Annotated in this window: 10 protein-coding genes; 3 read left to right on the forward strand and 7 right to left on the reverse strand. The window is 65.2% G+C overall.

Going from position 1 to position 12,632, the window contains the following annotated elements; genetic code table 11:
- Window positions 1-4 precede the first annotated feature (4 nt).
- A complete protein-coding gene (locus tag JAB8_RS22925) occupies window positions 5-919 on the reverse strand; it encodes a triacylglycerol lipase (protein ID WP_070291556.1) in 915 nt (304 codons plus the stop codon).
- Window positions 920-1,276: 357 nt separating this feature from the next.
- Here JAB8_RS22925 and JAB8_RS22930 point away from each other — a divergent pair, with 357 nt between their 5' ends.
- Window positions 1,277-1,930, forward strand: coding sequence for a TetR family transcriptional regulator (locus JAB8_RS22930; RefSeq protein ID WP_070291641.1), 654 nt, complete (start codon window positions 1,277-1,279; stop codon window positions 1,928-1,930).
- A 348-nt stretch (window positions 1,931-2,278) separates the two neighbouring features.
- Here JAB8_RS22930 and JAB8_RS22935 read toward each other — a convergent pair whose 3' ends face one another.
- The gene (locus JAB8_RS22935; RefSeq protein ID WP_070291557.1) at window positions 2,279-4,606 is read right to left on the reverse strand and encodes a PBP1A family penicillin-binding protein; all 2,328 of its coding nucleotides are present in this window, start codon (window positions 4,604-4,606) and stop codon (window positions 2,279-2,281) included.
- 359 nt (window positions 4,607-4,965) lie between these two features.
- On the opposite strand from JAB8_RS22935, the gene JAB8_RS22940 reads away from it, so the two are divergent.
- Window positions 4,966-7,233, forward strand: a complete 2,268-nt coding sequence (locus JAB8_RS22940; protein ID WP_070291558.1) for an oligopeptide transporter, OPT family — start codon at window positions 4,966-4,968, stop codon at window positions 7,231-7,233.
- Window positions 7,234-7,288: 55 nt separating this feature from the next.
- Here JAB8_RS22940 and JAB8_RS22945 read toward each other — a convergent pair whose 3' ends face one another.
- Entirely contained in the window at window positions 7,289-8,218 is a 930-nt protein-coding gene (locus tag JAB8_RS22945) for an AAC(3) family N-acetyltransferase (protein WP_070291559.1), read from the reverse strand.
- A complete protein-coding gene (locus JAB8_RS22950; protein WP_083287877.1) occupies window positions 8,211-9,404 on the reverse strand; it encodes a hypothetical protein in 1,194 nt (397 codons plus the stop codon). Before JAB8_RS22950 ends, JAB8_RS22945 begins: the two co-directional genes overlap by 8 nt.
- 144 nt (window positions 9,405-9,548) lie before the next feature.
- Between JAB8_RS22950 and JAB8_RS22955 the strand changes: the two genes are divergently transcribed.
- Complete coding sequence (locus JAB8_RS22955; protein WP_070291560.1) at window positions 9,549-9,776, forward strand: hypothetical protein; 228 nt, start codon at window positions 9,549-9,551, stop codon at window positions 9,774-9,776.
- 9 nt (window positions 9,777-9,785) lie between these two features.
- On the opposite strand, the gene JAB8_RS22960 is transcribed toward JAB8_RS22955, so the two are convergent.
- From JAB8_RS22960 to JAB8_RS22970, 3 genes are read right to left on the reverse strand one after another with little or no spacing between them, the layout of a single operon-like run.
- Window positions 9,786-10,169, reverse strand: coding sequence for a hypothetical protein (locus JAB8_RS22960; protein ID WP_070291561.1), 384 nt, complete (start codon window positions 10,167-10,169; stop codon window positions 9,786-9,788).
- Window positions 10,170-10,182: 13 nt separating this feature from the next.
- Window positions 10,183-11,877, reverse strand: coding sequence for a hypothetical protein (locus JAB8_RS22965; protein WP_070291562.1), 1,695 nt, complete (start codon window positions 11,875-11,877; stop codon window positions 10,183-10,185).
- Between the two features lie 12 nt (window positions 11,878-11,889).
- Complete coding sequence (locus tag JAB8_RS22970) at window positions 11,890-12,576, reverse strand: UPF0149 family protein (RefSeq protein WP_070291563.1); 687 nt, start codon at window positions 12,574-12,576, stop codon at window positions 11,890-11,892.
- Between the last annotated feature and the right edge of the window lie 56 nt (window positions 12,577-12,632).

A 12,632-nucleotide genomic window follows, 5' to 3' on the forward strand; every position in this document is an offset into this window, starting at 1 on the left:
CTCCTTACAGTCCCAGGCCTTGCAGGCGGTTGGCCTGCTGGCGGAAGACGGTGACGGGGTTCGTCTCGAACAGGTTGACGATGCCGACGAACTGGTTGACTTCATCGAGGTGGTTCATGGCGTAGTCGTCGCGGATCACCTTGCCCAGGTGGCTGGAGCAGCTGCTGACCAGACCATCGTTCTTCACGCCGCCGAAGGCCAGGCTGATGGCCGCCAGCGCCGGGTCGCCCACGTCGAGCACATTCGTGTACGGTTGCGCGCCGCTCCACGAAAAGTAGTGCACGCCCTGCACCTGGTAGGCCCCTTCGCCGCAGGAGGAGGTGGGCACGCCTTGCGGATGGCGGCTATTGAAGGCCAGCGAACCTGCCGTGGACAGCGAGGTGAGCGAGGCGCCCGCGTTTTGCGGCAAGCCCTTGTTGCCCGACAAGATGCCGATCAGGGAAGCGAGCGCATTGCCCAGCGCGCCGCTGGTGTTGGGAATGGCGCCGCTGAGGATATCGGCCACCTTGGAACCCTTGTTGACGCCGGCCACGCTGGTGACGGACGCCACCAGGTCGGGCCGCACGGAGGCGACATAGCGGGCCGTGGGGCCGCCGTGGCTGTGGCCGATCAAATTGACCTTGGCCGCGCCGGTGGCGGCGAGGATTTGCCGCACCTGCGACAGCAGCTGCTCGCCGCGCACTTCCGTGCTGTTGGCGGCCGAGACGGTGGTCACATACACTTGCGCGCCGCCGCTGCGCAGGGCGTCGGACACGCCATAGAAATAGTCGACGGGCCCCAGCTTGTCGAAGCCGAACAGGCCGTGCACGAGCACGATCGGGTACTTCGTTTGCGTGTAACCGGCGGCGCCGGCGCTGCCGGGCAGGATGGCGAGGGTGAGGAGCAGGGTGGATAGCAGTTGCCAAAAGCGAGTCTTCATTTTGTCTCCGTTATTATTGAATAGTGGAAATGTCGATGCTGTAGCGATGAACCGTGCACTCCTTACATTCTCGATGCATTAAAAATAGCGAGCGCTCGGTTTTTTGAATGTAGCACCGCTGGATTTAAATTGCTGTGAATTGCATGATGCAGCGCAATAACTGTGCGCATTTGGCGTTGCGTATGGGTCCATTGCATAGTTGAAAGGTCAAATAGTTGTTTTCCTGAGCTATAATCGGCCCCGCATCCGCCGTCCCGCCGTCTTGCAGCGCCGCCCAGGTGCTGTCTTACATTGCTCATACACCGTTACTTGGGAATGCACTTGTCGACCCATTTTAATTTTGAACAGTTTCAGCAGATGACGCCTTTAAATGGCGAAAACATCTGGGAATATATTCTTGACCGCCACGCGGAGCGCATCGGCGTCAAACGTCGCAAGCCGGCGCTGGAAAATCTCGAACGCATCTTTGTCGCCACCTTTCGCCTGGCCAATGACGTGGGTTTCCGCGCCATGAGCTTGCGCGACCTGTGCCGCGAAACGGGGCTGTCGATGGGCGGCCTGTATGGCTACATCACCAGCAAGGATCAGCTGGCGGAAATGATCGAGGACGTGGTGCGCCACGCCACGCAAGCCTTGCCGCTGCTGTTCGTTGACGTGAAGTCGCCGCTGGACCGCCTGGAGGCGATGATACGCTCGTCGATCTACCTGTCCGAAGTGCTGCAGCCGTGGTTTTATTTCGTCTTCATGGATTCGCGCGTGCTGCAGGTGGAGCAGCGCAGCATGGCGAAAAATTCCGAGCTGTATGTGCAGACCCTGATCGCCGCCACCATCGCCGAAATCGAACCGAAGCCGCAGGGCGATCCCACCCTGCTGGCGGCGCACTGCCTGGCCCTGTTCCAGGACTGGTACGTGAAACGCTGGAAGTACCGCGCGGCGAAGGTCAATGTCGACGATTTTGCCGACAGCGTAGTCGGCACGGTGCGCGGATATTTGAGCATGGCCGCTGTGTAAACCTCTGCGGCACTTGTCGGGTTACGCCGTCCCGGCTAACCCGACCTACGACTGGCGATTGATGCAGTAAGAGGTAGGTCGGATTAGCGAAGCGTAATCCGACAAGATACTGGTGATTGATGCAGTAAGAGGCAGGTCGGATTAGCGAAGCGTAATCCGACAAGAGACGGTGTAAACCGCTGCGGCACTTGTCGGGTTACGCCGTCCCGGCTAACCCGACCTACGACTGGTGATCGATGCGGTAAGAGGCAGGTCGGATTAGCGAAGCGTAATCCGACAAGATACTGGTGATTGATGCAGTAAGAGGCAGGTCGGATTAGCGAAGCGTCATCCGACAAGATAGCTGCGTCAGTTCGTGGTTTCCACCGGCAGCGTCTCCGGCAGTGCTGCCGGGTCCGTCGGCGTCTCCGCCTCCATATCCAGCGTCTTCACGCCATTCATGTCGATGAATTCATCGTACAGCCATTCGCCGTCGACCTGGCTCAGGCCCGCTGGCACGTCGCGCGTGACTTGCGGGCGCGTGGAAAGCGCCGTGCGCATGTAGTCGATCCAGATCGGCATGGCCAGGGTCGAACCGAATTCGCGTCCGCCCAGCGATTTGGGTTCGTCGTAGCCCATCCACGCCACCGCCACGATACCGCCGCTGTAGCCGGCGAACCAGCCGTCGACGGCGTCGCTGGTGGTACCCGTCTTGCCGGCGATGTCGCTGCGGCCCAGTTTTTTCGTCGCCGCCGCACCCGTGCCCGTGCGGGCCACTTCGCGCAGCATGCTGTCCATCACGAAGGCGTTGCGCGGGTCCAGCGCCAGGGTCTTGTCGTCGTTCGGCGCGGGCGGCTTGGTCTGCATCAGGATGGTGCCCCTGGCGTCGACGATGCGGTCGATCAGGTATGGTTCCACCTGGTGGCCGCCATTGGCGAACAGGGCGTAGGCGCCCGCCATCTGTACGGGCGTGACGGAACCCGTGCCCAGCGCCATGGTCAGATTGCTGGGTTGGCGGGCCGGGTCGAAGCCGAATTTTTCCAGGAAGTCGTGCGTGTACGGCACGCCCAGCGCGCGCAGGATGCGCACCGAGGCCACGTTCTTCGACTGCGCCAGCGCGTAGCGCATGGTGATGGGGCCATCGAACTTGAAGTCGTCATTCTGCGGCGCCCACACCTTGCCGCCCGCCTGCATTTCCAGGGGCACGTCATTGATCAGGGTGGCCGGCGAAAAGCCTTTTTCCAGCGCCGCCGAATACACGAAGGGCTTCATGGCCGAACCGGGCTGGCGCCAGGCCTGCGTGACGTGATTGAACTTTTGCAGGTTGTAGTCGAAGCCGCCCACCATGGCGTGGTAGGCGCCCGTGTCCGCGTCCAGCGAGACGAAGGCGGCGGCCACCAGCGGCACTTGCGTGATGGCCCAGTTGCCCTTGGCATCCTGGCTGATGCGGATCACGGCGCCCGGGCGCAGCTTGATGCCGGCGCTCGCCTTGGCGGACAGGGCGGGGGCGGCAAAGCGCAAGCCGTCGCCCGTGATGGCCTTGGCGTCGCCGTCGCCCGTGTCGGCCACCACCTTGCCGCTGGCGACTTCCGTGACGACGGCGGCGATCAGGCCGTCGCTGTCCGGACGTTTTTGCAGCGCAGCATCGATGGCGTCGTCGCGCTGCTCGGGATCGGCCGGCATGTCGATGAAGGTTTCCGGGCCGCGGTAGCCGTGGCGCTGGTCGTAGGCGATGACGTTGCGGCGCGTCGAGGCGTAGGCCGCGTCCTGGTCCGCCTTCAGGATCGTCGTGTAGACGCTGATGCCCTTGGTGTAGCTGTCTTCCTTGAATTGCGCAAACACGGCCTGGCGCGCCAGTTCGGCCACGTATTCGGCGTGCGTGTCGAAACCCTGTTTGCCGCGGCTGTTGATATGCAGCGGCTGGGCCAGCGCCTGCCGGTACTGGCCTTCGCTGATGTAATCGAGTTCACGCATGCGTTTCAAGACCAGCTGCTGGCGCGCGTGCGCCTTTTTCGGGTTGCTGATCGGGTTGTGGCGCGACGGGTTTTGCGGCAGGCCGGCCAGCATGGCCATTTCCGCGATCGACAATTCCGACAAGGGTTTGCCGAAATACGTCTGCGCCGCGCTGCCGAAGCCGAACGAGCGCTGGCCCAGGTACATCTGGTTCATGTACAGCTCGAGAATCTGCTCTTTCGACAGGGCCGCCTCGATTTTCAGGGCCAGCATGATCTCATTGAGCTTGCGCGAGGCGACTTTTTCGCGCGTCAGGAAGAAGTTGCGCGCCACCTGCATGGTGATGGTGGAGCCGCCGCCATGGCCGAAGCCGTGGCGCAGGTTCGACAGGACGGCGCCGCCGGCGCGCACGAAGTCGATGCCGTGGTGTTCGTAGAAGCGGCTGTCCTCGATGGCCAGCAGGGCTTTCTTCATCATTTCCGGCACTTGCGCAATCGGCACGAAATCGCGGTGCTCTTCGCCGAATTCGCCGATCAGCACATTGTCGGCCGTGTACACGCGCAGCGGGATCTTCGGCTGGTAATCGGTGATGACGCCCAGCTCGGGCAGGCGGGGGCGCACGTACAGGAACAGATAAGCGGCCAGCAGCACGGCGGCGGCCAGCGCGGCGCCGCCGGCGAGGATGAAGCCGCGCACGGTGGCGCGGCGGGAGGGCCAGGGGAATCCGGATCGTTTGGCAGTCAAGGCAGTCTCACGTGAGCGTGCAGGGCACGGTGGCAGCGATTATAGACCAATGCGGCGGCGCTTCCCGTGCGGGCCGGGCGCCGGGATCGGCTGCAAAAAACCTTTTCATCGAAACGCGGCTGTGCGATAGTCACGGCTTCAAGCAAATAGCCCGGGCCTAAGTAACCCCCAATAAATTATTGTGATTTATGACTTCCATAACCGGCGCTCTGCGGCGTTGCTCACTGCTAGCAGTGCTCGCACTGCGTCGCAGTGAGCGCCTTGCATAGCATCCGCTTCTGTTCGTCATAAATTCACACTAATTTCCCGAGGGTTACTTAGATCCGGGCTGTTTATTTTACAAGACTAAGGATTTATTTATGGCAAAAGATGCAATGCCGAGCGCCGTGAAGCCGTACATCCCGGCCGATGCGAAGCTGCCCGAGATGACCTTCCGCGCGCTGTTCATGGGCGTCATCCTGGGGATGGTCTTTGGCGCCTCCTCGCTGTACCTGGTGCTGAAGGTGGGCCTGACCGTCAGCGCCTCGATTCCCGTCGCCGTGATCGCCATCACCCTGTTCGGCCTGGCCAAGAAGGTGGGCGGCAAGGATTCGTCGATCCTGGAAAACAGCATCACGCAGACGGCCGGTTCGGCCGGCGAGTCGCTGGCCTTCGGCCTGGGTGTGACCATGCCCGCCATTTTGATCCTCGGCTTCGACCTGGAAATCTCGCGGGTCATGCTGGTCGGTATCCTCGGCGGCCTGCTGGGCATCCTGATGATGATCCCCATGCGCCGCACCATGATCGTCGACCAGCACAAGGAACTCAAATTCCCCGAAGGCACGGCCTGCGCCGAAGTGCTCAAGGCAGCCGCCACGGAAGAATCGCGCATCGCCGCCGGCGAAAGCATCGAGAAGGATTCGGCCGCCGCGCTGGACGCCAAGCGCCGCGCCAAGATCATCTTCGGCGGTTTCGCCGTCGGCCTGCTATATAAAGTCTTCAATATCTCGTTCAAGGGCTGGAAGGATACGCCGGGCGTGGAATTTGCCGCGCCGCTCAAGGGCGGCTCCATCGGCGCCGAGATTTCGCCCGAATTGCTGGGCGTGGGCTACATCATCGGCCCGCGCATCGCCGCCACCATGGCCGCCGGCGGCGTGCTGTCGTATCTGCTCTTGATCCCGATGATCAAGTTCTTCGGCGACAGCCTGACGACCGTGCTCTCGCCGGGCACCAAGTTGATCAGCGAAATGGGCGCCGACGACGTGCGCAGCGCCTACGTGCTGTACATCGGTGCGGGCGCCGTGGCCGCCGGCGGCCTGATTTCGCTGGTGCGCGCCATGCCCATGATCTGGCGCAGCCTGTCGGCCGGCCTGAAGGGCATCGGCAAGGGCATCAAGACCGATTCCACCTTGCGCACGGACCAGGATATTCCCCTGAAATGGGTCGTCATCGGCTGCCTGTCCATCATCGCCGTGATCACGTTCGCCACGCCGCTGCACATGAATTTCCTCGGCGCGCTGCTGATTCTCGTCTTCGGCTTCCTGTTCGCCACCGTCTCGTCGCGCCTGACGGGCGAAATCGGCTCCTCGTCGAACCCGATCTCCGGCATGGCCGTGGCCACCTTGCTGTTTACCTGCCTGATCTTCCTGATCATGGGCTGGACGGGCGGGCGTTACTATGTGACGGCCCTGTCGGTGGGCGCCATCGTCTGCATCGCCGCCAGCAATGCGGGCACCACGTCGCAAGACTTGAAAACCGGCTACCTGGTGGGCGCCACGCCGCGCCTGCAGCAGTACGCGATCCTGGCGGGCGCCTTGTCGTCGGCCCTGATCCTCGGTCCGATTCTGCTGAAACTGAACGAGGCGAGCACCGTCTACGTGCCGGCCGCGCAAGTGGCGCCCGGCCTGACGGTCGATGCATCGAAGCTGACGGTGACGGGCGAGCTGCATGGCCCGCAAGCCGAGAGCGACCACAATACGTACAAAGTCTGGCAAAAGACCGATACCGTGGGCGGCCCGGCCGGCAAATATTTTGTCAAGGAAGATGGGCAACTCGCTTACCTGGTCGATCCGGGCATCAATGGCCACTACAGCAAGCGTCCGGACGGCTCGGAAGTGAAGAAATACGATGCGCCGAAGGCCGTGCTGATGTCCTACATCATCAAGGGCATCCTCGACCAGCAGCTGCCGTGGACCCTGGTGCTGTTCGGCGTGATGATCGCCGTGGTGCTGGAAATGGCCGGCATTCCATCGCTGGCGTTTTCGGTGGGCGTGTACCTGCCGCTGTCGTCGACCTTGCCGATCTTCGTCGGCGGCCTGGTGCGCTGGCTGGCGGACCGCCGCAACAACAAGCTGGAACACAACGCCAAGCTCAATGAAGAAGAACGCCAGCTGGCGGGCGACCGCAGTTCGGGCGTGCTGCTGGCGTCCGGCTACATCGCCGGCGGCGCGCTGGCCGGCATCATCATTGCAATCACGGCCGGCGTGCTCACGCACTTCGACCAGATGATGGCCGACTGGGCCGAGCACGGCAACCCGTTCTACGCGGGCTTGAACTCGGATGCGCTGTCCCTGCTGCCGTATGCGGCCATCATCGTGCTGCTGTATATCGTGGCGCGCGAGAAGAAAATGGACCGCCCGCAGGCTTGATTTTTTAAGCACGCTAATGAAAACCGCCCGGTGTCATGACGATCCGGGCGGTTTTTTATGCGCGCCCGACAGGCCGCGCCGCCAGTTGTGCAGCGCTTGCGTAGATCGTCACGTGTTCGGACGCCATTTGGCGCAGGTGGTCATAAAATGCCTGCGCCGGTATGCACCACGACGCCGCGTCGCCCACGTGCCCGTTGACGCGCAGGCCGGCGGCGTCGAACTCCCGGTGAAAGTAGTCGCGCAGGTCGCCGCGCCCGGGATGGTCGATGCGGCGCTGCGCGATGGCCGGATCGAAGGGGCGCACGGGCACGTCCCAGCGCCGGCCGGCGTGGTCCAGGCAGGTCAGCAGCTTTGTCTCGCCTGCCCACACGGGCACGGGAAAGGCCTCGCCCATGGCGTCTTCCAGCGCGTGATAGAACGTCACCGGTCCCATGGAAATGCCCAGGCCCAGCACCTTGGCCCGCTCGCAGCCGATGAAGCGCTGCCAGGGCGAATCCACGCCGAAAATCGATGGCGCGCGGTGATGCGCCTCGGTGAGCGCGGCGGCATGGCGGCCCCACGCGGACACGGAGTGGGTCGGGTGGATGCTGCGCCGGACACCGGCGCTGGCGAGGAACGCTTCGGGCAGGCGCCCCATGTGCGTGCCATGGCGGCGCGGGTCGAACACATAGTCTTTCATGTCGCAGGTGGCGCGCACGGTCCCGCCCGGCAGATAGTAGGTGGGCAGCAGCAGGGTGCCTTGCGGGCCGACGGCGTCCTGCAGGGCGCCAATCACGGCCGCCGCGCCGCCTTCCACGTAGCCGAGGCTTTTCAGCGAAGAGTGCACGAACAGCGTATCTCCATGCGCGATGCCCAGCCGCGCCAGATCGGCGGCCAATCCGGCGCGCGTCACGTGGCGCGCGCCGTGGCGCATGTTGCGGGCGCTGGCGGCGCGGCGCCACGCTTCCAGCGCGGCCCTGGCGGTGCGCCTGGCCCCTTCAAGCATGGCCTGACTCCAATTCCAGCAGGTTGGCATCGATGCAGAACTTGGCGGCCCAGTTCAGGTAGGCCCAGGTGCCGTAGTCGCCATCGACGGGAAACGAGCCCTTGACGCCGCCGCGCGCGTGCGCGGGGCCGTCGATGCTGACCGCGCGCCGCACGTAACGATTCAGGCGGCGCGCCGCGTCGAGGTAGCGCCGCTCGCCCGTGAGCTGGTACAGCAGGAACAGACAATGCGCGTTTTGCGCCGAACCCGTGAGGCAGGCGTAGCCGGCCCCCGGCTGGAAGTCGGGTCCGAGGCGGCCAGGCAGGTAGCCGTCTGCCGCCACGGCCCTGGCGACGCTCGTGCCGGTGCGCGCGGCGGCCTCCAGCAGGTCGGCGCGCGCCGAGAAGCGGTGCGCTTCGAGCACGCCGCGCAAGGCGTAGCCGATGGTGTGGGTCAGGGGCAGCAGCGGGTTGTCCAGGCAGTTCGAGGCGAACCAGCCGTTGGGACGCTGCTTCGTCAACGCCCAGTCGACCTGGCGCAGGCCCGCCGCGCCATAGCCGTGGCCCGGCGCGACGCGGTCCGCTTCGAACAAGCCCCACGCCACGTGCGTTTCATACGCCTTGTCGCCGGCGCTGGCGAACGGCGTCGGATGGCGGCGCCAGCAGCCGTCGGCATCCTGGCTGTCGCGCAGCCAGCGTGCCGCGCGGTGCATGGCGTCCTCGTAGGCCCCGCCGTACGCTGCCACGCCGGCCGCCAGGCCAAGCAGGATCTGGCCCGTGTTGAAGGTGACGGGCACGCGCGGCGTCGAATCGATCTTCCCGCCCTGGAAACCGCCTTCCGGGAACTGGATGGCCACGCACCAATCGAGCATGCGGCGCGCGCGCTCGTGCAGCGCATCATCCCCACCCTCGTCGCCCGTGCGCTGCGCCAGGGCGATCAGGGTGGGGATGATGTAGCCGGTGGTTTCGGGATAGGAGCTAGCCCAGCCCGTCAGCAGGCTGTAGTCGCGCGCGACGCCGCCGTCGTTGGAGCTGGAATGGTCTTGCGCCGCGCATAGCCAGGCCGTGCAGGCCTTGATGACGGCTTGCGGCCCGGGATCAAAGGCGGGCAGGCCGCGCCGGTCCGACGTCCGCTCCATGCGCGCCGCCGCCGGCAGGCCCGCCTGCGGCGCCAGAGTGTTCCTGATTTTCGCGAGCAAGGCGCGCATGGCATTCCATCCGGTGGTTGGCTCAGCCTACTGTAGCGCCGGCCATCGGCAGGGCTATTGACTTACCGCAAGGATTGGCCGCCGCGTCGCCGCCGCGGGAATTGACGCATAATGGCTGTATCACCATCGCCGACGAGGCCCGCCATGAACACCGTCACGCTTGAGTATTCGGTCGTCACCAATCCCGACTCGTTTGTCGGCTTCAAGTATTACGTCAAGGCGGGGCAGGCATTCGATGCCGACGATTTCGCCTATTCCTACAAGCTGAACCGGTCCGACCTGGACCCGGACAGCGTGCTGGCCACGCGCGAGGCGGCGGCGAATCTGCAGCCGGGCGAGTGGCTGACGGTGTCGCATTCGATTGCGGCGTAGCCGGCAGCCCTACGCTGGCGCAAACCAGGCCCGCAGTTCATCCTCGGCCCGCTGCGCCGTCGCCTGCGTCAACGTCAGCACGATGCCCTTTTCCTGCGCCGTATGATGCTGTCCATCGCTGCCGGCCAGCTCGATGGCTTGCTCGAAGCTCGTGTAGCAGGGGCCGAACTCCTGCGGGCATTGCTGCACGATGCGCGCCGCCTTGCCGGCGTTGCGGTCCGCGAGGTTGATGATGGGATTGCCGTCATAGAACGGCTGGCCATTGGCAAACGCGGTGCGCAGATATGGCGCGCACTGGCCGTCGAGGAAGGCCAGGCGTGCCTGCCAGTAGGCCTCAGCCGCCGCATACGCGGCCTGGTCTTCGAGAAAATCGGCAAACAGGAAGTCGTTCATATGGTTTCCTCGGCTAGATGCCGAACACTTTCAAGATCGCGTCCGTAAAACCCTCGAACCAGCTGCCTATCTTGCCCGGCTGCTTGCCGTGGCGCGGGGTTTCTTCGTACAGGTAGACGCCGTTGCCGCCGTCGAAGCGGTCGTTGAGCAAGGCTTGCTGGCCGCGCAGGTAGGGCAGGAAGGTTTCGCTGCGCATCGTCGAGTACAGCACGTCGGTGGTAAAGCCCAGGGTGGCGGACTGGCTGATGGAACGGCCCTGGCCCGCCCGTTCCAGGCGCACGCCGCGGCAGCCGCGCACGATCAGGGTGACGGGGCCGCGAAAGACGATGAAGCGCAGCTGCAGGGTGAGCCAGGCATGCAGGCTGCCCAGGCGCCAGTGGCTCGATAGCGCCAGCGGCTGGCCAGCGTCGCAGACCAGGCCAACCAGGCCCCGCGGCTGGAACACGAGGGCGCTGCCGGCCGGCAGGCGGACGACGGCCACTTCCAGCAGCGGGTCGTCGCTGGCGGAAATCGTCACGGATGCGGTCACGTCGCTTTCCAGCCGCGTCAGCGCCGCCATGCCGGCGGCCAGGCTGGTGAAGGGAAAGCGCCAGTCCAGCAGCCACTGCGTGCGTTTATGCGTGCCGACGGGCGACGCTTGCAGGTATGCGGGGTGGAGCAGCATCTGCTGGCCGGGTTTGAGCTGCAGCGCCTGCGAGACGGCGGAGATGCGGGACTGGCCGTCGGGCGGCAGGGGGAGCGCAGTGGCCGTCACGCCCAGCGCGTGCGCGATGGACAAGGGCTTCAGGCGCGAAGCGATGGGCGCCAGCACGAAGTAAAAGCAGGCCTTGATGGCGACGGGCAGCAGGATGGCCGACAGCACCAGCAGGGCGGCCGTGGGCGCCACGTCGAGCACGGGAGCGCGCCAGCGGGCGATCCAGTTGCGCGCCAATTGGGTCTCTCCGGCCGCAATCGCCGCCCGCACGGGCGCCAGCGCGCCGCTCAAGGCTTGCTCGTCGACGGCGAATGGGGCGGGGCGGGCAGCATCGCTGGTGCGCGCGCGCTGCGCCAGCCAGGCCTGGTAGGCTTGCAGATTGATCTCGCGCAAGCGCTGGCCCTCCGCGTCGAGCTGCGACAGCTGCGCGTAGGCGTCGCTGCCGGGCAGGCGCGCGGCCAGCGGGTGCAGCGCTTCCAGTTCCCGGCGCTGGCGCAGATTATTGAGCAGCGCCGCATACGCGCTGACGTGTTCCGCATGCAGGCGCGCCAGCGTCTGGCGTGCATCTTCGCCGCTGATCGCCGCCTGCAGGGCGCTCAAGTAACGGGATTCCTGCACCAGCACTTCGATTTCCACGCGGCGCATGGCTTCGTCCTGCGCGTGCAGGGCCAGGGTGCCCGGGTCGGGCAGGGGAAGGGTGAACAGCGACGGCTGCCGCTGCGCGCGCAAGGCGGCCAGTTGCGCCTGCACTTGCTTCAGGCGTGCCGCGATGACCGCGTGCGAGGCGTGCTGCAAGGCGTTGACGCGCAGCGTGGCCGCCTCGGCCAGGCTGGTGCCATGGCTATCGGCGCTGCCGGAAGCCTGGCGCAGGGCGGCGACAGCCTCGCTGCCGGCGCTGTAGCTGCGCCATTCGGCCAGCAGCAATCGGCCGGCCAGCAGGATGACGATGAACAGGGCGAACTGCAGCGCGTGGCGCAGCAGGAAGCGCAGGATGGCCGTCAGCAGCTGGCGCAAGGAGTAATCGCCTTAGCTTGCCGCGCTATCGGCGTCGGCACAGCATTTCTTGTATTTTTTACCGCTGCCGCAGTGGCACGGGTCGTTGCGGCCCGTTTTCGGCAGTTCGCGCAGCACGGTGGCGCCGGGCTGGCTTTGCGCCTGGCTTTTCAGGTGGCGCTGGCGCGCCCAGGCGGCGTTGATGGCGATCACGGCGGGAATCACGCCATCCATGGCCGTTTCGGCCGCATCGTCATCGAGTTCGCTGGCCGTGGCCAGGTGCTGGAACGGCGCCAGGTATTCCGGGTGGCTGACGGCCAGGGCCGCCCACTGGGGCTTGTCCAGGCTCGTGCCCAGGATAAAGCCGGCGCACCAGGCGGGCACGCTCCATTCGGGGCCGCAGACGTAGATGGGCTCGAAGCTGTCCGGGTCTTTCGCCAGCCATTCGACCATGTAGGCGTGGTGGCGGCGGGCCAGGCTGGCCGCCCGTTCGCTGGCAGCATCCGCTGCGGGCGCGGCGCTGCCGGCCGCCTTGTCCCAGACCCATGGCAACCACTGCTCCTGCGCGATCTGTTTCGGGTTCAGGGCGACGGCTGTGAGAAAACCTTCGAGCATCGACACGTCCATGGCACGGCTTTCCAGCGCGGGCGCGGCCAGAAGGGTGTCGAGTTCGGCGTATTCGTCGTCGGAGAGGGGCGAGGTGGTGGAGATGCTGGACATAATATTCTTTGCTGAGTGGGGGGAGTGGCCGGTGGCCCTGGCTGTATTGTACCGCC

It is taken from the genome of Janthinobacterium sp. HH106, from assembly GCF_001758725.1.
Taxonomy (GTDB): Bacteria; Pseudomonadota; Gammaproteobacteria; order Burkholderiales; family Burkholderiaceae_D; genus Janthinobacterium.

Bases quoted from the DNA above. Each gene is read 5' to 3' on its own strand.
- JAB8_RS22950 (WP_083287877.1), bottom strand. From the start codon at position 9,404: ATGCGCGCCTTGCTCGCGAAAATCAGGAACACTCTGGCGCCGCAGGCG.
- JAB8_RS22945 (WP_070291559.1), bottom strand. From the start codon at position 8,218: ATGCTTGAAGGGGCCAGGCGCACCGCCAGGGCCGCGCTGGAAGCGTGG.
- JAB8_RS22940 (WP_070291558.1), top strand. From the start codon at position 4,966: ATGGCAAAAGATGCAATGCCGAGCGCCGTGAAGCCGTACATCCCGGCC.
- JAB8_RS22960 (WP_070291561.1), bottom strand. From the start codon at position 10,169: ATGAACGACTTCCTGTTTGCCGATTTTCTCGAAGACCAGGCCGCGTAT.
- JAB8_RS22925 (WP_070291556.1), bottom strand. From the start codon at position 919: ATGAAGACTCGCTTTTGGCAACTGCTATCCACCCTGCTCCTCACCCTC.
- JAB8_RS22955 (WP_070291560.1), top strand. From the start codon at position 9,549: ATGAACACCGTCACGCTTGAGTATTCGGTCGTCACCAATCCCGACTCG.
- JAB8_RS22970 (WP_070291563.1), bottom strand. From the start codon at position 12,576: ATGTCCAGCATCTCCACCACCTCGCCCCTCTCCGACGACGAATACGCC.
- JAB8_RS22930 (WP_070291641.1), top strand. From the start codon at position 1,277: ATGACGCCTTTAAATGGCGAAAACATCTGGGAATATATTCTTGACCGC.